This is a genomic window from Actinoplanes rectilineatus, from assembly GCF_000962825.1.
Taxonomy (GTDB): Bacteria; Actinomycetota; Actinomycetes; order Mycobacteriales; family Micromonosporaceae; genus Actinoplanes; species Actinoplanes rectilineatus.
Genome location: NZ_JZKF01000006.1, coordinates 149,441 through 169,164, shown reverse-complemented (window position 1 = coordinate 169,164; position 19,724 = coordinate 149,441). Strand labels below are relative to the sequence as shown.

Genomic DNA, 19,724 nt, shown 5'->3' with positions numbered 1-19,724 from the left:
CGGTGGCGTCCGTCGTGCTCAACGCTTTGTGGTTGAACCGGGTCGACACCGGAGAAGCCATCTCCGGCCCGTCGGCCCGGGACCGCACCACCGGCTACGGCATCGACGGTGAGGTCCGCACCTACGCGTCCGGGCGGCGGCGGGCCATCACCACCGTCGGCACCAAGGCGGAAGTGGCCCGCACGTTCGTCATGCTGACGGCGGCACAGGTAGACACGCTGAAATCGTGGCTCGGCGCCCACGTCCAACTCCGCGACCACCGCGGTAACAAGTGGTTTGGCGTGTTCTTCGACGTGACGGTAGGCGAGTACATGCCGGCCACCATGTACTCGGCGCAGGTCACCCTGCATGTGACGACCACCGTCGAAGGCGTCTGAACGGGGGTGATCCTGTGCAGCCGCCCACCGACGGCCCCCGCGCCGCTCTGGCCACCGCGCAGGTCAGGACGCTGCTCCAGGAGTCGGAGGCGCTCACCGTCTCCGGCGGCCTCGAAATCATCGACCTGGCCCTGAACGTGATCGAGGACATCTCCGACCACCTGGCCGGCGGCCAGGTCAGCCGCAACAGCTACGCCGACCTGCACGGCGCCGCCAGCCTGAAGGTGTCACGGGAGCTGGACTGGGGTGCCGGACTGGTCCGCCCCTACATCGTCCTAGCGGACGGGACGGTAACCGCCCGGTTCAACCTGGGCGTCTACCACACGTCGGTGCCCGCCTACTCCACGGCGGAAAGCCCACCCATGTTTGAAATCGAAGGCTACGACCTGCTGTTGCGGCTTCAACAGCCCGTCGGCGACACCTACGCGATCGCCGCAGGCGCCTCCTACCTCGAGGTCGTCGAGCAGATCCTCCTCGCGCACGGCTTAACCCAGTACATCATCGACCCGACCTCCGCCTCGACGGTCGCACCGACGTCGCGGGTGTGGGCGATGGAAGACACCGTCACCTGGCTGTCCATCGTCAACGACCTGCTCGCGTCCATCGGCTACGCCGGGATCTGGGCCGACTGGGACGGCCGGCTGCGCTGCCACCCGTATCAGCTGCCCGCCGAACGGGCCGCGGAGTGGACGTACACCGACGACCAGGCCACGACGATGCTGGGCGTGGACAGGCAGGTCGTCCACGACTACTTCGCCGCCCCCAACAAGTGGGTCGTGTACAGGTCGAACAACATCGACGCGGCGGCACCGGTCGACGGCGACGGCATGTGGACCTGGGTCAACCAGAGTGTGGGCGAAACGTCGGTGGACGCCCGCGGCGGCCTGGTCATCCCTAAGGTCGTCGGGGTCGACACCGCCGACCAAGCGTCCCTGATCGTGCAAGCCCAGCAGATCATCCAAGCGGACATGGACATCCCCACCGTCGTCACCGTCACCAGTGCCCCCAACCCGCTGCACTGGCACTACGACCGCATCTACGTGGCCACCGCCGACCTGCTCGCCGACGCGCAGGTCACTTCATGGACGTTGCCACTCCCCCCGGACGCGGGCGAGATGACGCAGGAATGGCGGGTCATCGCCCGGTAGAAGGGGGCTGCTGGTGGCGTATTCCGAAGACCTCATCACCATCGTCGATCAGCGCATCAGCCTCGCCGGCCAGACCACCCGGGCAACCGGCACCGTCGTGGACGTCGACACCAGCGGACCGGGCGCGACCGTGTTGTTCGATGGGGCCGCCACGGCAATGCCGGTGAAGATCCTCGGCAGCGTGTTCGCGCGGCAGGGCCACCGGGTCACGCTCGACAAATACGGCAAAGACTGGGTGGTCACCGGGGCGTTCGCCGGGCCCGGTTTCGGCGAGGCGTCCCGGGTTGTTGAGGGCCTCAGCGGGACGACCGCGGGCATGACGTCCGCAACGTTCGTGGATCTCACCGAGTTCGGGTCCTTCTCCTTCTCGAAAATGTACGACGGCACATATGTGCGCCTGTCGGCCACGTTCATGGCCATGAGTTCGGGCACGTTCACCCGCGCCGGGTGGGCGGTCCGGCTCACCCCGACAGCGGGCGGCGCCGGGTACACGCCGACGGACGTGCCGGTCGGGTTCATTTACTTCTCGCAGGCCAGCGTGTACGGGGCCGGTTCTGGGGCCCGACGGCTGATCAACGTCCCGGCGGGGACGTACACGGCGACACTGCGGTGGCGGCGCATCTCCGGCACCGGGTCGATCACCGCCGACCACAACGCCTGGTTCCAGGTGGAGATCGACGAGGGCGTGCGCGCCAACCAACCCGTCCTGTAGAAGGAGGCGCGCTGTGGCTGCTGTGGGCACGTCGACCGTCGCGGACTGTCTGGCCCCGCCCGGGGTGCCGACGATGACCCGCCGGTACGTCAACGCCACCACGGACCACTACTTCACGCTGGTCCGTACCGCGGCGACGGTCCTGACCGTCTACCGCAGCGTCGACAAGGGCGGCTCGTGGGCGTCGTACGCGTCGATCACGGTGACCGGGTTGCAGGAGTGGTCGTCGCCGATCTTCGAGACGGCCGGATATCTGCACCTCGCCTACCGGGTCGGCACGACCGGCGGCGGCGGGGTCGACACCCTCTGGTATCGGCGTTTGAATTTGTCCAACGCGTCCTGGTCGAGCCCGTTGCAGGTGTCCGGCAGCCCGGCGAACGGCGGCATTCCCGGCGCCCGATTCCAAGGCGTCGACCTCGCCGTCTACCGGCATCCCGACGGCGCGTACGCCATCATCGTCGGCGCCGCGTACACCGACACAACCGCGTCCACCCACGGCGTCTACCTACACGGCGTCAGCATCCGCAAGAACGCCGGGGAGATCTACCTCAACAACGGGCTGATCACCGGCACCCGCATGTGGACGTCCGCAGGCAACCCAGGCCGCAGCGGGATCTCCATCGAGGTCGAACACAACGGCGACGGCTACACCACCAGCACCCCCAACGTGTGGGTCACGTGGGGCCGCCCCGAAATCCGCATGGTCAAAGTCGCGTGGATGAGCGGCACCGCCGGCTGGCAAGGCCCGGCGAACCCGGTAGTCATCCGCTCCACCCTGCCGTCGTCGCAGGACTTCACGGCCGGGCGGTGGGACGGGCAGCAGTGGCTGATGGCGGTCCCCTCCCCCGACGACACCACTGTGGTGCGCGTGTACCAGCGCAACAAGGCCAACACGGTCACCACCACCTTCGATTCGCCGGTACATCCGACCGGCGTGATCCGTAACTGCGCGGTCACCTACGACCAGGCCACCAAAGACATCCGGATCTACGCGGTCGGCACCTCCACCGCCGTCCTCTACCAGGTCGACTACGTGCGGGCCACCGGCACGTGGGGATCCTGGTCGATCGCCGTCGCCACCGCGGTCACGTCCGCCACCGAATGGGGTGTGCGCAGAGGCGGCAATGGCGGAAACGCCCGCTTCGATCTGTTCACCGTGTCCGGCAGCTCAAGCCCGTACACGATCACCCACACGGCGCAAAGTAATGCGACCCCGCCGTCGATCGCCCAGTTCCAGACCGGCGGGCAGGCGTACACCAGCGGCGGCCCGGCCAACGTCAACGCAGCCCTGCCCCTGGTGTGGTCATTCGTTGATGCCGACCCTGGTCAGACGCAGGGCTCATACGCCCTGTCCCGGCAGATCGGCGCCGGCACCATCGCCTACTGGCGGGCCTCCGACAGCACCTGGCAGGCGTCCGAGGTGCAGAACGCGTCCGTCAACCCGAACGTCACCCTCGCCACCGCGTGGGGTTCCGGCTCGGACGCCAACCACACCTACCGGGTCAAAGTGTGGGACTCGGCGGGCACCGCGTCGGCCGGCTACTCCACCGCCCTGGTCCTCGTGCCGAGCGTGCAGGTCAACCCGACCATCACCTCCCCCGCCGCCGCGGCTGTCCTGACCGCGGACACCGTCACCGTGCAGTGGACGGTTGCCGAACAGACCGGGGTCCGGATCCGCCTGGCCACCAATCCGGGCGGCCTGGTCGTGTGGGACTCCGGGCCGATGATGGGCTTCGACGCCACCGAATACACGATCCCGTACCGGCTGGGCAACGTCACCGGCTGGACGGCCACCCTCAACACGTACAACCTGGAACAGCTGCCCAGCGCGGACACGACCAGGTCATTCACCGTCCAATACAACGCACCACCAGCGGTGATCTCCGCGTTCACACCGTCAACCGCCGCGGGCACCATCACCGTCACCTCGAGCTCGCTAGCCGCGGTGGGGGCACAAGCGGCGATCGTCACCCAGGACCTCTACCGGCGGCCGAAAACCACAGCGAATCTGCTCACCAACCCGGGCTTCGCTGGCAACGTGACCGGCTGGTTCGGCCAGGGCGGCACCTTGTCCTACTCCACCGCCCAGGCCCGTTCCGGCGCCGGATCCGCACGGCTCGTACCCACTGGCGCCGCGGCGGATTCGCAGGTCATCAACTCGGTGCAGCCGCTCATCACCGACACCATCGCCCGCGGACGCAGTATCACCGTGTCCGGGTGGATCCGCCCGGACACGTCCAACAAGGCGATCCGGGTGCAGGTCAACTGGCTCGACGCTGGCGGCACCTACCTCGCGCAGGAAGGCGCCACCGTCAGTAATGCCATCGCGGGCGCGTGGATGTACGTCGAATACACCGGCGACCCATCGTCTGTGGTCGGGGCGGCACGGGCCGCGGCGGTCATCGGCCTGACCGGCACACCCGCGGTGGGCGATGCGTTCTACGTCGACGACGTGGACCTCCGCGAAGCCAACACCGACCCGGGCGTGCGGATCCTGTCCGGCGCCCCACCCGCAGCCGTCCACGCCGACTGGGGGCCGGCGTCCGGCGTCGACTACGAGTATCGGTGGATCACCCTCGGCGGGAATGGCACCACCGGCATCGGCCCGTGGATGAGCTGAAAGGACCCCCGTCATGCCTGTGAATCTGGGCAATCCGACCTGGCTGACGATCGCCGTCGACGGAAACACCCCGTCCGGGCAGCAGCAGTACGCCGGGCGGATGATCGCCATTCCGGCTGGTACGCCGCTGCCCACGTCGATCGACTCGATCACCGTGTCGGGTGTGACCCTGTGGGGCTACGTGCGGCAGGGATCGTCCGGCCTGGAGTGGCTGGTCCAGCCGCAGGTGGATCCGAACGTTGCCGCGGTCAACGCTATCCCCGGCCCGGGCGGCTGGGTCAACCTCGACGCCCGGCAGGTGTTCTACGACCAGGGCCTGTACCTGCTGAAGCTGGGCGTGCCCGGGGCGGACCTGCGGACCGGGCTGAAGAAGTTCTACGACGCCAGCATCACCGAATACCAGGCCCGCACGCCCGGCCTGCTCGCGTTCCTCGCCAAACCGCTGTGACCCGCCTGCGCAGGTGCGCATGGTGCCCGCTCGCCATGTACGCCCGGCAGGCCCCGACGGGTTGGCTGCTGTTCTTCTGCCGGCACTGCGACCGGATCCCCGCCGGCCACCGGTGACCTGCCGGTGTCAGCGGCCCGGTCGTTTCCGGCGTTCGAAGCGCGGCCCCCACTGCTGAGGTGCCCGGCCGGGCCTGATGTCGTGTGGCCCCGGCAGGGGCCCTACCCACAGCGGCACAGTCGCGGCGGCTTTCGTGCACCAGATCGCGGAGACCGCGAACACCGCGGCCAGCACGAGGCAGGTGACCAGCAGGGCCGTCGGCATGTGCGGGTTCACGATCGGTGCGGCTACGGCCAGGACCGCGCATCCGGCAGCCGCGTATCCGAGCGTGCGGTACGCGTAGATGCGGGCGCGATGGTCGCGGCTGGACCGGATGACCGTCCGCACCGGGCCGCATTCCTGGCAGCGCAGGTCACCGGTGACCTGCTCACCGGGCTTCTGGGTGATCTTTTGCTGCGTGCGTTTGTCGGGTCCGGTGCCGGTGTGGTGGATGACGTCCACGGTGATCTGGTCGGTGTCGTCGGGCATCGCCGGTCCTCCCGGGGCGCGGGGGCACATCACCCAACGACGTTAGTCGATTCCGCAACGAGAGGAGCCGCGGTGCATCTCGACGCCGACGACCTGCTGAAGCAGATCCAGACGGACTACCCGATCGAATTTGAGATCGCGAGACTCAGGCTGCTGGTGGCCCGGCAGGAAGAAGAGATCCAGCGGCTGACCGCCCGCGCCGCACCACTCCCACAGCAGGCGCCGTACCGTGCGTTCGGGAATCCGGAGGAGACACGTGTCGACCTCTCCATCCCCTGACCGCCGCTGCGTGGGCGGCCCACTCGGCGGCGAGCTCGTGACGGTGGACCACCCGGACGGGTTCCTCGCCGTCGACAAGCTGAACGGCCTGGCCTGGCGTTATCTGCCCGGCCCCGATAGAACGTGGCTGCTCGACACGTCCCACGACAACAGCCTGATCTACCCGCACGGGCCGACCACGGGCGAACGGCGCATCGACTGGGACCGGCTGCCCCTCGACGCGGATCCGATGCCGGTCGTGTCGTTGGGCGACTCCCCTGAGGCGCATGCCGGCGACCCGTGCGACGGCTTCGAGGACGCGGAGGAGGCGCCGTGAGTCTGATTTGTATCGGGCCGATCCCGCTGCCCGCCGGAACACTGCTCTACCCGTGCATGGTGTGCGGTGTGGCGGTCCCGGAGAAAGGCCGTGTCTTCCACGACGACTGGCATCACAGTGTCGCCGAAGAGTCGATCGAGACGGCGCGGCGGGTGCGGCAGATCGAGGCGAACAGGGCTGTGGGCTGATGGCGGGCTGGGTGCTCGTGCCGTGCCTGGTGTGCCTGCGCGCTGAGATCGACCGCCTGGCGCCGGGCCGGGACAAACGGTCAGACGGGGCAATCGGCGACCTGGCACACCAGGCGGCGGGCACCTCCGATCATCTGCCGGACGAGTCGTCGCCGAAGCTGCGCGGCAAGGATGCGGACTCGGTGGACGAGGTCCATGCGATCGACGTCGACTCCAGCGGGCCGTGGCCTGCCGGCTGGTCGATGGGCCGGATCGTGCAGACCATCGCCGACCGGCATCGCGCCGGGGCCGACGACCGGTTGCAGAACATCATCTACGACCGGCGGATCGCCTCCCGGTCGTGGGGCTGGACGTGGCGCGCGTACAGCGGCGCGTCCCCGCACACCGAACACGCGCACTTCTCCGCCCGCTACACCACCGCCCAAGAAAACGACGTCAGGCCGTGGGGCCTCGCCGAGGAGGACACCATGACCAAAGCCGAATTCCTGGCGCTGCTGAAGGACCAGGATGTGCGGGCCGCCCTCGCCACCGCGGTCCTCGGCACCGACGGTGTGGTGCCCGCACCGGCCGGGTCGAAGAACGCGGACGGCACCCCCAACACGCACTGGACGGTCAACTCGTTCCTGCTGAACATCCTCAACGCGGCGGTCGCCGGCCGCGACAGCGCCGGACAGGCCAAAACCGGGGTGGCGGCACTCGCCGCGAAAGACCTGATCGACGAGACCGCACTGGCCCGGGCGCTCACTCCGCTGCTGCCCGGCATCAACGTCACCCCCGCCCAGCTTCAGGCTGCGTTCGTCGGGGCGCTGCGTGAACTTGCGGCCCCGTCCCGGTGAGCGGCCTGTCCGAACGGATCGGCCGGCGCGGCGCAGCCCTGATCTTCTTCTTCGTCCTCGACGCCGTCTACTGCTACGGGCTCCTCACCGCCACCCGGCCCATGGTCGCGTTCTACGAGTACATGGGTTCCGTCCTGCCCCTGGTGGCGTGGGCCGCCGTGTGGGGTGCGGTCGGGACGGTGTGCCTGATCTACGCGTTCCGCACCTACGACACGGTTGCGTTCATGGCCGCCGTCGCCTTGAAAGTCGCCTGGGGCCTGCTGGCCCTGTTCGGGTGGATCGCCGGGCAGGTTGACCGCGGCTACGTGTCGGCGGTGATCTGGCTGGCGTTCGCCGCGTTCGTCTACCTGGTGGCGGGAGGGATCCCACCGGCGGCCCGCCGCCCCATTCCGGGAGGATGGAAGCCGTCGTGGACCCGCTCCTGAGCCTCCTCGGCCCTGCGCTGACGCTGCTGGGTGTGGTCGCCGCCGCCTACTTCACCTATCGCGGGTCGAACCGGAAGCTGCGGTCGGACGCCGGGCAGCAGATGATCGACCAGCATCAAGAAGAGATCGCCGCCCTGCGGGGCGAGGTCGCCGACCTGCGGCGAACCCAGCGCATCCAGGGCGACTACATCGGTGCGCTGCGCCGGCACATCGCCGACGGGCAGCCACCGCCTCCCCCGGCATGGCCGGAGGGGCTGATTACCTGACGGGCGAGCTTCGCACCCGACATCGCACGGGCTTCGCAGACTGCGCACCGCCCGCCGGGAGGTAGACGGGCAGCCGAGCCGGACGCTGACCTTCCGTCGGTGCGTGGTTGAAGGTCAAAGGCGCACCGGGAGCAAGCAGTCGACGGGCCGGTCGGATCGCTCACTCCCGGTGCGGGTTTGGGTTGGATGCCTCACCTGTCCTGAGTCTGTCCGGGACTGTCCCGGACAGTTCCCCCATCGCTCCTTCGGTCGTGCGCGCCCGCGTCGAAGCGAAGCGCAGCGCGGGACACGGTTTGATGATTTGGTCTTATGAGTTGGTCTATGAGTAGGTGGTCGGCAACGGTTACCACCGGGTGCGGTAACCGTTGCCAGGGGGTCCGGTAACCGTTACCACCCTCTACCGGTAACCGTTACCACCATCCGGTAACCGTTACCGCCCTACCAGGGATCACCTTGCGCCTCCCAGAACACTGCCCACTTCCCCGAGGCGTCGGTCTGATCCCAGACCTTTTCGCCCTTCTCTCGGCGCTTCACATCCCACGCGTCAGTGCAGGCCCGGCTTCCCTTGCGGCCGGTGCTGCTCGGCCACGAGCAGAACGCCAATCGCCCAATGATCCACGCGACGCCGTCGCCCGCCTTCGCGCGCGGCCTGCCGTCCGGCTTGGCGCTGCCCTTGAGCCTGTCCGCGAGGATGCTGTGGGCGTCCGGGTTGAACAGGTTCCCGCAGCCGGGGCACGTGAACTTGCGGCGGTGAGGTCCGAGCAGGGGCAATGTTCGCCAGTTGTCGGGAATCTGCAACTGGTACTCGTCGGCATGTCCGCGATACGAGCCGCCCCGGGACACCCGGACGGCCATGCCGAGTCCCCGAAGAACGGCCCAGCCATTCCGGACAGTTCGGTCACTGAGCCCGGATTCGCGGGTCATCATCTCGATGCTGGGGAAGCACGACGCGCCGTCGTCGAAGTCGGCGAAGTCCATGGCGAGGCGGGCGACGAGCTTGACGGAAGGCTCGACCAGCAGAACCGCGGTGAGCGCGTTCCAGCGCCGAATGAACGGGATCTCTTCGTTGTCGAGGTCGAACAGCCGCTTCACGCCGCTGCCCCCGTAGGCACGCGGACAGAGTGCGGGCATGACAAAATAACCATCGGAAGCCTCCTCGTAAGGCGTCCAGCCCCGGTGCGCTTGGTGTTCCACCACCTTGCGGTTGGTTCCCTCGCGGGAACTCACCGGGGATCTCTATTTATGACCTCCTGATTCTCCCACGCCCTATGTGGATCTTTGTGGGCGCACCCCGCCGCCAACACCCGGGCTGAGCTGCGGCAATCCCCACCGAACCCGCACATGGAAACGGCCCCCAAGCGGGGGCCGCGCAATCCACGAACCGTTTACCCGTTGAACCTCAGATACGCGGAAAACGCGTTCGTCTCCGCATACCAGATGCCCTCATCGTTGACGCTCTCCGTACCGCCGAAATCGATCAGCGAATAGCCCGCCTTCTGCACCAGCTGCTCCGCCTCGTAGATCGCGCGGGTCACCGGCTCCTCACCCGTCTCCTCGTCGGGTTCGTTGCCGACGGCCACGGGCAGTTCGGTGTTCAGCACGACGTCCGCGCCGGGCTCGTACTGGATGATGTCGTTGTTGTCGTCGTCGACACCGACGACCACCGGGGTGACCGGGTGGATGGTGAGGTCGTAGCAGTTGCCGGACAGGACTTCCGGCGCGGTGCCGATGTAGACGATGTGCGTGATCATTTGAGAGCCCTTCCGGAAAGATGAGGATTGGGGCCTGCGGTCCAGGAACTCACCGGCGGCCGTCGCGGATCTGGTAGAGACGGGCTTCCCTCAGCCCGGCCGCGTTCGCGATCCTGGCGCGCGGAACGCCGGTGTCCATCAGCTGCTGGATGAGGTTGTCACGCTGGTCGGTCAATTCGGCAATCCGAAGCCGGGCCATCCGGAGTTCGGCGATCAGGTCATCTTCGCCGGCCACGTATTCGGCGTTCGGGGTGGTGTGGATGTCGGCGTCGGCTCCGTTCCAGACGCGGACGCGCCAGTTGTTGCCTTCGGCGATGTTCTGGTTGCTGGCGGTCCACTGGGCGATGTCTTCGGCGGTGGCGTCGTCTTCGACGGTTTCGCTGGGTGCGAGCGCTTGCCAGATGGTGCCGTCGTTGTTGCTGGCTTCGATCACGACGGTGTAGGTGGGCATCGTGTCCTCCGTGGTCGGCGGGAACCTGATGCACCAAATCTATAGCGAGCTAGAGATTATGTCTATAGCTGACTAGAGACACCTCCGAGAGGGTGACATGGGGCGCAGAAGCCTGGGGCTCAACGCTTCCGCCTCTCCTCCCAGTCCTCCGCGAACTGTTTCCGCAAAGACACACCCGCCCGTTTCCGGGCGCGCATCTTCGCCCGCTGCTGCGCCAGCTCGATCCCCCGGCATACGGACGCCGCGATCAGCCAGTAGAACAGCAGCGCCCCGAGGATCGTGAACACGCCGCACAGCAGCAGCCCCGCCACGCCCGGCCCTTTCGCGGCGGCTTCCGCAACCGGCAGCACCGGTCAACCCTGATGCTGAGGCAGCCACGCCTGACCGGGCGCCCCAGGTACGGTCGGAGCCGTCTTCGGCGGTACCGGGCGTCGCTGCGCCTCCCGATCCAGGACCTTCTGAGCGGTCAGAATCCCCCGGCGTACCGCTGCGGCGATGAACAGGTACTGCGCCCACAGCGCGAGAGCGCCGAGCGTCCCGTACACGAACAGGCCCGCCAGCAGTTCTTTCGGCATGACAACTCCCGCACTCGAACCGACCGGTCCTCCACCTGATCGGTGCCGGGCGGGTGCGGATTGAGTGCCGGCCGGGTGTAACCGGAACGGGAGGCGGGATGCGGCTGCGCCTGTTCCTCGCCATCGACCTGGACGAACTGTGACGGGTGCTGGCACTGTCCGGCCGCCACGATCAGTAGGGCTCACCCTCGACCGGGTCAGCACCGGCCGGTGAGAATCGGGCCGAGCCGGGCCGCCCGCGCTGCCGGGCTTCGAGGTACGCCCACGGGTCCCCGGGCCGCCGTTCGGACTCGTACGCGGCGGTCAGGATCGCCCGGACCGCGGCTTTCCGGTCCCCGCCGTGATGGGCGTCGGCTTCGGCTTTGACCCATTCCCACACCGGGTCCACGTCTTGATCTTCCGCCACATGCGGACCCTACTCGCCCTGTGCCGGACCCGCCTGCCACACAGCCACCCACACAGACCCCTTGGAGATCGCATGCGCCGTGAACCCACCCTGATCCTCGGCGTGCTCAGCGCCGCCCTCGGCCTCATCGTCACGTTTGGTTTCGATTGGCTGAGCGCCGAGCAGGCCGCGCTGATCGTCGCCGCGTTCAACGCCGGGCTCGGCGTCATCAACGCCATCCACGTCCGGCCGATCGCGCCCGCCGCATTCACGTACGCGGTCACCGCGGCGGCGGCGCTGTTCGCCGGCTACGGCCTGCACGTCTCGCAGGAAACCGTCGGCGCGGTCAACGGACTCGTGCTGGCGGTGCTGATGCTCCTCACCCGCGCCCAGGTCACCCCGGCCGGACCAACCGGCCCCACGCCGGATCCGTACGAGTAACGGCCGTCCCCCTGATCGCGCCGGGCGGGTCCGCGGTTTCTGCGAGTCACACCCCGCCCGGCACCGTGTGTCCCCGCTCGCGTCTGCGCTCCCCCGCCAGGGAGCCAGGTGCGGGCGGGGGCGTTTCGCTGTGCCACGAGGCAGGCAACGTGAGCGCCCGGACCAGCACCATGACCGCCACCGCAACCGGATACTCAAGCTCGGGCACCGCAGGCCACCAGTGGGTGTGCACGATCCACACGAGCACCACCAGGCCGACCGCTTTGAGCGCGGCCACGAACAGCATCTCGGCCACGGTTGCGGCCAGGATCTGCGCCCAGCCGATGTCGTCCGGGTGCCGGCCACGGGCGAACGCCGGGATCCGGCGAAGCACGTTCTCCTTGACGGTGGTGCGCATGCCGCCTCCCCTGATCAGGTTGATCGGCGATCATAGTTGCCCGGCTACGACTCCGGTGCCCCGTGAACAGCAGAAAGCCCCGCCCCTGCCTGAGATTCGCTCTCGGGCCGGGGCGGGGCCATCTCTGCGTCTCGGACTACCGGCCGCGGGCCTGCCGCGCCCACACGTACAGTTGATCACCGAGCGCTTCAGCCTGGTCGGGGGCGAGCCGCGCCGTCAGGCCAGTGGCCCGCTGCACGTTGACCCACACGTATCCGTCAGGCGACGACCCTCCAGTGACCGCACCGCCTCTTTCCGGGTCGCCCCAAGCGTGGCCTGCGTTCGGGCTCCTACGAGGCTGACCTGGGGCGGGACGGTGATCGTTCATCTCCTGACGATAGGCCGGGGTGCATGTGTACCCCGGCCTACGCCACGACGCCCGGACCAGCACCATCCGCACACCCGACAGGTACGGGCAAAGCGGCTACGACGGGCCCGCCGCGTGCAACAAGAAGGTCAGCCCGTCCCGCAGCACCGCCGCGTCCTCGAGGCCGAGTTCAGCGGTCGCCACGATCCGGTGCGCCACCCGCACCTCCAGCCATGTCGGGCCATGCCCCGTCGACGACAACCGGACAGACACCACACCGCGGTCAGACAACTGCGTGCGGGCACCCACCCGGACCAGACGCGACCGGTGCCGCAACATGCCCGGCCCGGACTCGCACTGCTCACACCAGCCCGGGTGGGTCACCGCCGGGCCCGCAACCGGCGCCGGATCCGCGACTTCGCCTTCCGCCGGCCCTTCCGGCTGACCGGCACGCCCGCCCACAGCCACACCGTCATTACCAGCGCCACGACCGTGACCACCCCGAACGTCTCCAGGTTGAGCAGCCCCTGCGTCGCCAGGACGATCCACGACGCGGCCGACAACACCGCCCAGCCCGCGCCGAGCCCCGTCAGGTGCTTGCGCCGCGACGACCACGGCTTGACTACCGGAGGCTGCGCCGCGCGCGGCCGGGCCGGTGCCCGGGTCGCACCACCACGGTCGTCCGGATGCACCCACCGCGGCCGGGCCTGGTCGGTGGCGTCCCGCTGCCGCCGCTGCCGGATCGCCAGCGGCGGCGGAATCCGGTACGGGTTACCCCGGTTGTGCTCAACGTTGTAGAGCGGCTGCTCCGTCTCGATCGCCACTCGCTCAGCCGCCAGCACCGCGTCCTTGCCGGCGAAGACCCGCGGGTCGACATCCCAGCCCACGATCGTGTCCGCCCACGGCTGGTCATACAGGTGCTCGATCAGCCTCGCGATGGGCATGCGCACGGTCTCGCCGATGTAGCCCAGCACGATCCGCCGCTGCCCGGCGGGCAGGCCCATGTCGTCGGGGTGGTAGACGCGGAACCGGTACAGGCGGCAGTCCCGCACATCCGCATGCGGCGGGATCGTGGCAGTCATCGGACACCCCACCCGAAGAAGGCAGCCAGTAGCGTCGATCCGTGACCGACTTTGAACCCATCACCGGCCTGCCCTGCGACCCTACCCACCCATTCCCGGCACCCACCGGCGCCGACTGGGCCGACTCCATGGAATACGGAGACGACCGGCGGCTGCCCGGTAACGGCATGTGGGACCGCGACACCACCCCGATCTGGCGCGCCGTGGCCGCGAACCTGTGGAATCAGGACTGCTACGGCCAGCACCTCGCCGAGGTCGCCGCCGATCCGATCCTCACCGCGCACACCATTGCGGTCGCCGCGGTCGCCCACAGTCCGAACAGCCGGGACGTCATCACCCAGCTGGCGTTCGCCCATTCCGGCGCCGGGACAGTGTTCGCCGCGCTGAACGACGGCGGGCAGGAACATGCCCGGCGGGTTGTGGACGGGCTGACCGAACCGGTACGGGTGGAGGCGCTCGCCGAAGTCGTGGCGCACATCAACCGCGGGTTCACGGCGCTGCGCCTCGACGTTGGGGCCCGGTTCTCCCGCTGATTCTCCGGTAGCGGCCAGATCGTCATACAGCGATCCGGCCGCTACCCTCAGCTCATGCAGGTATTCCTCATCGACAACGCCGACGGCAAACCGGTCGGTGGCAAGTACACCCTCGACACGACCTTCGGCGTGCCGGCCACCGGCGATGAGATCTTCTTGAGGTCGCACGACCATCACGACCTCAAGAAGGCCTACCTTGCGGGCACTGTCCGCAAGCGGCGCTGGGTCTACAGCGACTTCCAGCCCGAAAGCGCCTACCTCGAAATCTGGGTACAGCGCCACGGTTCCTGAAACGGTCACTGCCCCGGTCCTGTCAGCCCGGCAGCTTCCCGCACCAGTTCCTGAATCAGGGCTGCCTGTTCGGCCTCGAGCATCGCCTGCCGTTCCAGGCCTGCGATGTCCATCCCAGACGCCCGCGTCTGGGATTGGGCCTGCTTGCCGAGTACGCCGGCTGACCGCAGCAGCGTCAACGCCTGCTCCCCGCGTGCCGACCCTGCGGGCAGCAGCGACCAGCGGGCGGGGGTCCCCTCGTCGGAGCCGATCAGCGGGGATTCCAGCCCGGACAGGTTCTTGCAGGCCCGGCCGATCGTGGTGTGTGAGGGGATGCCGGCGTTCTTCGTCCACTCCCCCTCGATCTGCGCCCACCACGGCGACGCGAGCATCTGCTGCTGGGTGAGTCCGCCGCGCCCGTTGTCGTCCTCGTTCTTCAGCAGGCCCAAGACGACCTCATCGGCGCGCAGCCGCGGCTTCGGGGTGGGCTGCCCGCCGAGGATCGCCTCGAGCATGTCGGGCATGACCGTCGACTCGACCGGGTCGGCTTCGGACTGAAGCTGCTCTCGACCAGACTTGGTCTTGCCTTTCTCCCACAGGTCCATCAGTCCATGCTCCTTGAACACGGCGATGGTCTCCGGCGGCAGCTGCGGGGCGAACACGATCTGTTCGCCTTCGGGGGTGCCGTTGGGCCGCTTCAGCCGGTAGATCAGCGACTCGGGGTTACTCGGGTCGCGGGGCATGAACGCCGACCGGTAGGCGACCGGATCTCCCTTCAGTACCTGGCTGACCATCATGCCGGGCAGCGACGGCAGCGTGGACGGCATCAGCCCGCCCTGGTAGCCGGCGAGCCTCGCGGTGTGGTCGGAGACCCGCATCATCTCCAGCGAGATTTCGGTCATCTGCTCTTTCATCTGCTGGTCACCCCAGTCCGCCAGGCCCGACCCCTGGGAGGCGCCTTCGGCCATGATGGCGGTGGCCCGCTGAAGGCGGACCTGCGCACCGAGGTACTGAATGAACTTCGGGTCGGACATGTGCATGTGGAACTCCTCCCACGTGCACCGGATCGGCGGGCCGCCACGGACCGGATCCCAGGTGGGGTCGGCGGTGACTTCCATGCCACCCAGACCGACGGCGGTCTGCGTGTTGATCCACGCCTGGCGTCGTTTCATCTCGTGCCACAACGACTCCCGGATGATCTCCCGGTGTTCGATGGTGTGACCCACCGGGATGATGCCGTAGAAGTCCACGAAGTCCATGGCGTTCTTACCCGCATCGTGGATGATCGGCAGGATGCCGAGGAGCAGATCGTTGTAGGCGCCGACCTGCGTCACCACCGACTTGCCCATGCCGGTCACACCCACCCGCACACCACCACCGGCCTGCCCGGGCGTCCACCGGCTCCGGTAGACCGGGTTGCCGCGCAGGTCCCGGCCGGCGAACCCCCACCGGGCGCCCTTCGCGTCGGTGTACACGCCCGACGGGCCGGGGTGTTTGACGGCCTCACCGAGCGGGTGGGTGTCGAACAGGGTCACCAGCCCGTGGTTGATCAGCACTTCGGTGTCGGTCTTGCCGTCGTCGAGGCGCTTCGGCTGGTAGGCAAGGTCAAGCATGCCGTCGTCGAGTTCGAGCATCGACGACAGCCACGTCTTCATCTGCAAGAACGGCGACACGTTCATCCCGTTTCGCGGGGCCAGCACGCCGGGTTCGGCACGGATCAGGAACTCGTGGCCGATCACCACGGTCTCGCCGCCGACAACGGCGGTGAGCTTGCGGGTCTGCTCCGGCACCACGGCGGTGCGCCAGATCTCGAAGCCGGGGCCCATGTTGCGGGCCTTCGCGTCGGCGGCGACCTTCTCCCAGCGTTCGGCGAACTTACGGCCCGCGGTGACCGTGTCGTCGGTGACGGTCACAATCTTGCGGGCCTCCGTCTGGGCGGCTTCCTCCGCAACACGGGCGGCTTCTTCGGCGGCCATGCGGCGCCGGTCTCGTTCGGCAGCCTCGGCCGTGAGGCGTTCCTCCTCCGCCCGGGCCGCTTCCTCCGCGGCCTCCACCCGGGCACGGGCTTCGGCCTTGCGGCGTTCGACCATCGCCTGCCACGGGTTGTAGTTGACGACGCCGATCATCACGGCGGCCATCATGTTCGCCACCACACCCCACGCGTTGCCCAGGTCGGCGCCGATCGTCTCCGCGATCAGCAGCCACACCCCCGTCGACAGAACCCCCGCGGCGATCCACCGCGCCCGGGAACGCGCGCGGGACCGCACCGACGCCGGCAACTCCCGGATCGTGTAGCCCATCCGGCGGGCCCACACCAGCTCACCGACGTACACCGCCCAGTAGGCGAGCAGCGTCCCGCCGACTGCCAGGCCCGCACCGGTGGCGTAGGTGGGCAGCGCGTCGAGTTCGTACAGCAGCGCCCAGTCGGCAACCAGCGCGCCGAACGACACCGCGGCGGACGGAACGTGTTCGCGCAGGTCCCGGCGCAGCCGGTCCGCTTCGTCTCGTCCGGCCGCCCGGAGCGCGCCGATGCGCTGCTGGGCGGCGTCACGGGTGGCCTGCTTCGCGGCGGTGGCCTTCTCGGTCAGGCGCTGCTGTAGCCAGTTCCGGGCGGCCTGCTTCGGGTTGTCGTCGTCCGGTTCGGCGCGGCCCGGCATCAGTTCCGTGCCGTGTTCGGCGCAGAACTTCTTCTTCGGCCGGCCCGGCTTGTCTTCGGCGGTGCGGAACACCCACTCGCCGGTCTTGCAGGTGGCGGCGGCGGGGCACATCCACCACAGTCCGACCGGCTCGTCGGTGTCCTCGTCGACCGGCCGGTCGTGGTCGTGTTTGGTCAACGGCCCGCCGGGTGATTCCCTCCAGTAGCGGGACAGCACGATACCGGCGGGCAGGGCACCCTTCGGGGCGGGCGGTCGGGTCGGGGCTACAGGCATGGTCATGGCGGTCGTCTCCAAAGATCAGGCGGTAGGGTGTCCCGTGTAATCCGGCACCGCCCAGACCGTGAGGGTCGTGGGCGGCACCGCAGTGCGCGGGGCGGGTTTATCCGGCGCGGCGCTGCGAGTCGACGTAGCCGCCGTCCGCGCCGAGAGCGTGCAGCTGCTCCTGGACAACGAGGACCTGGAAGTTCGCGGCCAGCGCCGCCCGGACCGAGTCGTGGCCCTGCGCGACCACGTTCAGGCTGGCGTCGGCGATCTGCCCGAGCATCGTTGCGATCGTGACGATCTCCTCGAGGGAGATGCGTTCGCCGAACGAGGCGGTCAGGTAGTCGGCGGTGTCCTTGGTGGCGGCGGACTCGCGGAGCAGGTCGACGCCGACGTCCTGAAGGATCAGCAGGGCCTTGCGTGCCTGCTCGAGTAGGGCGGTCATGCGGACCATGGACATGGTGGCGGCGCCGGCTGCTCCGGTGCCGCCGGGGGCGGCCAGGGCGGTTCCGGGTCCGGCGGTGTTGGGGGTGATGCTGCCGCCAGTTGTGGGGCTGACTGCTGTGCTCATGGTGTTCTCCCGGGGGTCAGCGGATGACGGTCAGTGGCGGTGACGGGTCGGCGGGGCCAGTGGGGCGGCTGCCGTTGACCTCGGCGGCCAGGTTGTCGAGGGCCTGGTTGCGGGCGGCGTCGCCGGAATGGGCCTGCGGGTCGGTGTCGGCGCCGACTACCACCACGTCGCGGGGGCCGGGCTGTGGCACGTCGGGCACGATCTCGGCGTCGATGACGGCGCTCGGATCGGGTGCCGGTGTGGGGGTGGGCTGCGGTTCGGGGTCGTCGGGCATCGAGCCGGTGGGGTACGGGTCGTTCGGGATGCGGTGCGGGTTGAGGTTGGGTTTCCACCAGTTCGGGTCGCCGTCCGCGCGCCGCAGTTCGGCGGACTCCCGGCCGTGCGCCCAGCCCTTCCGGAACCGGTTCGCGCCGACGACCGACCGGTGCCACAGCCGGGCCATGACGTGCCCGAACGTTTCGCTGCTGGTGGGGCTGTTGCCGCGGGTTTCCGGGTCGGCGTTGAACCAGTCCCGGCGGGCCCGCCGGTAGGCGGCCTGTTCGGCGCGGTCGTTTTCCAGCCAGGCGAACGAGTCGTTGTAGCGGTCGCGGGCGTCGGCGCGGCGGCGGGAGGCGAGGTGTTCCCGGTCGGCGGGTTCGCCGCGCAGCATCCAGTCGAAGCCGAGGACGAGCCCGGCGACGAGCAGGCCTGCGCCGCCGGCGGCGAGGGTGAGGGCGCCGGTAAAGAACGCGGCGGCTTTGGTGTCGTCGGTGGTTCGCCCAGTGTTGCCGGGCGGGGTGGGGGTCATTGGTCCTCCTCGGAACGGGAAAAGCTCATGACGACCGGGCGGTCGGTGTTGCCGTGGTTGAACTGGCCGTCTCCGGTGATCGACAGCCACGAGATCATGTAGGTGTGCATCAGAACGCCGCGAAGATCGTGGTCAGGCCGGTTTCGGCGCTGGCCGTGGCCATGGCCACGGCGACACTGAGGACCGAGAAGATCGGGGTGCTGTACATGGCCGCCCACTGCGACCACTTCTCCGGGGTCCAGTCACGGAGCACGTCACCGAGGCCGACCATCGCGAACAGCACCCCGGACGCGACGACGACGATCCGCAACAGCCAGGCGACGCCTTCGGGCAGGTGCGCGCCGGCGAAGTCGTTGAGGTAGATGAGGGCGGGGATGTGGGCGAACCCGACGAACCAGCAGATGATCGTGGAGAACCACATCCACAGCTTGTAGTGGCCCTGCGCGGCGTGGGTCTTCTTCAGGATCTTGTGGGCGTAGAGGGCGGTCACCACCGATACGGCCAGCACTGCCACGCCGGTTGCGGCACCCCGCGGGTTGGTGAACAGGCCGACTAGGGCGGCCCAGCCGAGCGGGATGGTCGTCGGGACGAGGAACGCGGCTTTGAACGCTTCGTCGTCGGGGGTGCCGTCGGTCATGTCGTGGACGAGGCCGACGAGTCCGTGCAGGGAGTGCCAGCCCGCCGCGAGGGTGAGAACACCGAAGATGACGGACACCCAGGAGCCGAGCCCGCCACCCCAGGACACGACCCACTGTGCGGCCGGGTAGGCGCCGAACGCGAACAGGCAGCCCGACGCGAAGTAGAAGGCGAGGGCAACGAACTTGGTGATGCGGGTCTTGTCCCAGCGGGACTTCTTTCCGCCGCCGTCCTGGCCGTTGCGAGGGGCCCCGCCTTTGCCGGTCTTGGTGGCGTTGGCGAGGAACTGCCCTGCTCCCCAGCGGAGCAGGAACCCGACGGCAATGGCGGCGAGTTGCAGGTAGTGGGCGTTGAGCCACTCGGTCATGGGGCTCCCCTTCC

General features: G+C 68.7%; 28 protein-coding genes. 14 read left to right on the top strand and 14 right to left on the bottom strand.

Annotated features, from left to right (window positions below; genetic code table 11):
• Positions 1 to 2: 2 nt before the first annotated feature.
• From WH85_RS07015 to WH85_RS06995, 5 genes are read left to right on the top strand one after another with little or no spacing between them, the layout of a single operon-like run.
• Complete coding sequence (locus tag WH85_RS07015; RefSeq protein ID WP_045740865.1) at positions 3 to 377, top strand: hypothetical protein; 375 nt, start codon at positions 3 to 5, stop codon at positions 375 to 377.
• A gap of 14 nt (positions 378 to 391) precedes the next feature.
• Positions 392 to 1,525, top strand: a complete 1,134-nt coding sequence (locus WH85_RS07010; RefSeq protein WP_045740864.1) for a hypothetical protein — start codon at positions 392 to 394, stop codon at positions 1,523 to 1,525.
• A 13-nt stretch (positions 1,526 to 1,538) separates the two neighbouring features.
• Positions 1,539 to 2,237, top strand: coding sequence for a hypothetical protein (locus WH85_RS07005; RefSeq protein ID WP_045740863.1), 699 nt, complete (start codon positions 1,539 to 1,541; stop codon positions 2,235 to 2,237).
• A 13-nt stretch (positions 2,238 to 2,250) separates the two neighbouring features.
• Complete coding sequence (locus WH85_RS07000) at positions 2,251 to 4,857, top strand: carbohydrate binding domain-containing protein (protein ID WP_157410849.1); 2,607 nt, start codon at positions 2,251 to 2,253, stop codon at positions 4,855 to 4,857.
• Positions 4,858 to 4,870: 13 nt separating this feature from the next.
• Positions 4,871 to 5,305, top strand: a complete 435-nt coding sequence (locus tag WH85_RS06995) for a hypothetical protein (RefSeq protein WP_157410848.1) — start codon at positions 4,871 to 4,873, stop codon at positions 5,303 to 5,305.
• Between the two features lie 126 nt (positions 5,306 to 5,431).
• Here the strand turns inward: WH85_RS06995 and WH85_RS06990 are convergent, their stop codons facing one another.
• Complete coding sequence (locus WH85_RS06990) at positions 5,432 to 5,890, bottom strand: hypothetical protein (protein ID WP_045740860.1); 459 nt, start codon at positions 5,888 to 5,890, stop codon at positions 5,432 to 5,434.
• A 72-nt stretch (positions 5,891 to 5,962) separates the two neighbouring features.
• On the opposite strand from WH85_RS06990, the gene WH85_RS06985 reads away from it, so the two are divergent.
• The 6 genes from WH85_RS06985 to WH85_RS06965 are packed head-to-tail and all read left to right on the top strand — an operon-like array spanning position 5,963 to position 8,200.
• Positions 5,963 to 6,169 (top strand): hypothetical protein, encoded by a 207-nt coding sequence (locus WH85_RS06985; protein WP_045740859.1) that lies wholly within the window; start codon positions 5,963 to 5,965, stop codon positions 6,167 to 6,169.
• A gap of 10 nt (positions 6,170 to 6,179) precedes the next feature.
• A complete protein-coding gene (locus WH85_RS06980; protein ID WP_045740858.1) occupies positions 6,180 to 6,485 on the top strand; it encodes a hypothetical protein in 306 nt (101 codons plus the stop codon).
• Complete coding sequence (locus WH85_RS50130) at positions 6,482 to 6,673, top strand: hypothetical protein (protein WP_157410847.1); 192 nt, start codon at positions 6,482 to 6,484, stop codon at positions 6,671 to 6,673. The genes WH85_RS06980 and WH85_RS50130 overlap by 4 nt, the downstream gene beginning before the upstream one ends.
• Positions 6,673 to 7,509, top strand: coding sequence for a hypothetical protein (locus WH85_RS46740; RefSeq protein ID WP_052720208.1), 837 nt, complete (start codon positions 6,673 to 6,675; stop codon positions 7,507 to 7,509). The genes WH85_RS50130 and WH85_RS46740 overlap by 1 nt, the downstream gene beginning before the upstream one ends.
• Positions 7,506 to 7,934, top strand: coding sequence for a hypothetical protein (locus tag WH85_RS06970; RefSeq protein ID WP_045740857.1), 429 nt, complete (start codon positions 7,506 to 7,508; stop codon positions 7,932 to 7,934). Before WH85_RS46740 ends, WH85_RS06970 begins: the two co-directional genes overlap by 4 nt.
• Positions 7,919 to 8,200, top strand: coding sequence for a hypothetical protein (locus WH85_RS06965; RefSeq protein WP_157410846.1), 282 nt, complete (start codon positions 7,919 to 7,921; stop codon positions 8,198 to 8,200). Before WH85_RS06970 ends, WH85_RS06965 begins: the two co-directional genes overlap by 16 nt.
• A 438-nt stretch (positions 8,201 to 8,638) precedes the next feature.
• Here WH85_RS06965 and WH85_RS06960 read toward each other — a convergent pair whose 3' ends face one another.
• From WH85_RS06960 to WH85_RS06935, 6 genes are all read right to left on the bottom strand, one after another.
• Positions 8,639 to 9,427 carry a helix-turn-helix domain-containing protein gene (locus WH85_RS06960; RefSeq protein WP_157410845.1) on the bottom strand — a complete coding sequence of 263 codons (789 nt, stop codon included), beginning with the start codon at positions 9,425 to 9,427 and terminating at the stop codon, positions 8,639 to 8,641.
• A gap of 158 nt (positions 9,428 to 9,585) precedes the next feature.
• Entirely contained in the window at positions 9,586 to 9,951 is a 366-nt protein-coding gene (locus tag WH85_RS06955) for a hypothetical protein (protein ID WP_045740854.1), read from the bottom strand.
• 49 nt (positions 9,952 to 10,000) lie between these two features.
• Positions 10,001 to 10,402, bottom strand: a complete 402-nt coding sequence (locus tag WH85_RS06950; protein ID WP_045740853.1) for a hypothetical protein — start codon at positions 10,400 to 10,402, stop codon at positions 10,001 to 10,003.
• A gap of 119 nt (positions 10,403 to 10,521) precedes the next feature.
• Positions 10,522 to 10,752, bottom strand: a complete 231-nt coding sequence (locus WH85_RS06945; RefSeq protein WP_045740852.1) for a hypothetical protein — start codon at positions 10,750 to 10,752, stop codon at positions 10,522 to 10,524.
• Between the two features lie 3 nt (positions 10,753 to 10,755).
• Positions 10,756 to 10,977, bottom strand: coding sequence for a hypothetical protein (locus WH85_RS06940; RefSeq protein ID WP_045740851.1), 222 nt, complete (start codon positions 10,975 to 10,977; stop codon positions 10,756 to 10,758).
• Between the two features lie 172 nt (positions 10,978 to 11,149).
• Entirely contained in the window at positions 11,150 to 11,383 is a 234-nt protein-coding gene (locus tag WH85_RS06935; protein ID WP_157410844.1) for a hypothetical protein, read from the bottom strand.
• 72 nt (positions 11,384 to 11,455) lie between these two features.
• On the opposite strand from WH85_RS06935, the gene WH85_RS06930 reads away from it, so the two are divergent.
• Positions 11,456 to 11,803 (top strand): hypothetical protein, encoded by a 348-nt coding sequence (locus tag WH85_RS06930; protein ID WP_045740849.1) that lies wholly within the window; start codon positions 11,456 to 11,458, stop codon positions 11,801 to 11,803.
• 46 nt (positions 11,804 to 11,849) lie between these two features.
• Here the strand turns inward: WH85_RS06930 and WH85_RS06925 are convergent, their stop codons facing one another.
• From WH85_RS06925 to WH85_RS46735, 3 genes are all read right to left on the bottom strand, one after another.
• A complete protein-coding gene (locus tag WH85_RS06925) occupies positions 11,850 to 12,200 on the bottom strand; it encodes a hypothetical protein (protein WP_045740848.1) in 351 nt (116 codons plus the stop codon).
• Positions 12,201 to 12,663: 463 nt separating this feature from the next.
• Positions 12,664 to 12,819 carry a hypothetical protein gene (locus WH85_RS50125; protein WP_157410843.1) on the bottom strand — a complete coding sequence of 52 codons (156 nt, stop codon included), beginning with the start codon at positions 12,817 to 12,819 and terminating at the stop codon, positions 12,664 to 12,666.
• Positions 12,820 to 12,926: 107 nt separating this feature from the next.
• The gene (locus WH85_RS46735) at positions 12,927 to 13,628 is read right to left on the bottom strand and encodes a hypothetical protein (protein ID WP_157410842.1); all 702 of its coding nucleotides are present in this window, start codon (positions 13,626 to 13,628) and stop codon (positions 12,927 to 12,929) included.
• Positions 13,629 to 13,669: 41 nt separating this feature from the next.
• On the opposite strand from WH85_RS46735, the gene WH85_RS06910 reads away from it, so the two are divergent.
• Complete coding sequence (locus tag WH85_RS06910) at positions 13,670 to 14,161, top strand: hypothetical protein (protein WP_045740846.1); 492 nt, start codon at positions 13,670 to 13,672, stop codon at positions 14,159 to 14,161.
• Between the two features lie 54 nt (positions 14,162 to 14,215).
• On the top strand, positions 14,216 to 14,452 hold the full coding sequence (locus WH85_RS06905; protein WP_045740845.1) for a hypothetical protein: 237 nt from the start codon (positions 14,216 to 14,218) through the stop codon (positions 14,450 to 14,452).
• A 5-nt stretch (positions 14,453 to 14,457) separates the two neighbouring features.
• Here WH85_RS06905 and WH85_RS06900 read toward each other — a convergent pair whose 3' ends face one another.
• The 4 genes from WH85_RS06900 to WH85_RS06885 form a co-directional block, all read right to left on the bottom strand.
• Positions 14,458 to 17,367, bottom strand: a complete 2,910-nt coding sequence (locus tag WH85_RS06900) for a hypothetical protein (RefSeq protein ID WP_157410841.1) — start codon at positions 17,365 to 17,367, stop codon at positions 14,458 to 14,460.
• Positions 17,368 to 17,467: 100 nt separating this feature from the next.
• Positions 17,468 to 17,920, bottom strand: a complete 453-nt coding sequence (locus WH85_RS06895) for a hypothetical protein (protein ID WP_045740843.1) — start codon at positions 17,918 to 17,920, stop codon at positions 17,468 to 17,470.
• Positions 17,921 to 17,936: 16 nt separating this feature from the next.
• Positions 17,937 to 18,707, bottom strand: a complete 771-nt coding sequence (locus tag WH85_RS06890; RefSeq protein ID WP_045740842.1) for a hypothetical protein — start codon at positions 18,705 to 18,707, stop codon at positions 17,937 to 17,939.
• Between the two features lie 109 nt (positions 18,708 to 18,816).
• Positions 18,817 to 19,710: a hypothetical protein gene (locus WH85_RS06885; protein ID WP_045740841.1), complete on the bottom strand. Its 894-nt coding sequence runs from the start codon at positions 19,708 to 19,710 to the stop codon at positions 18,817 to 18,819.
• Positions 19,711 to 19,724 lie beyond the last annotated feature (14 nt).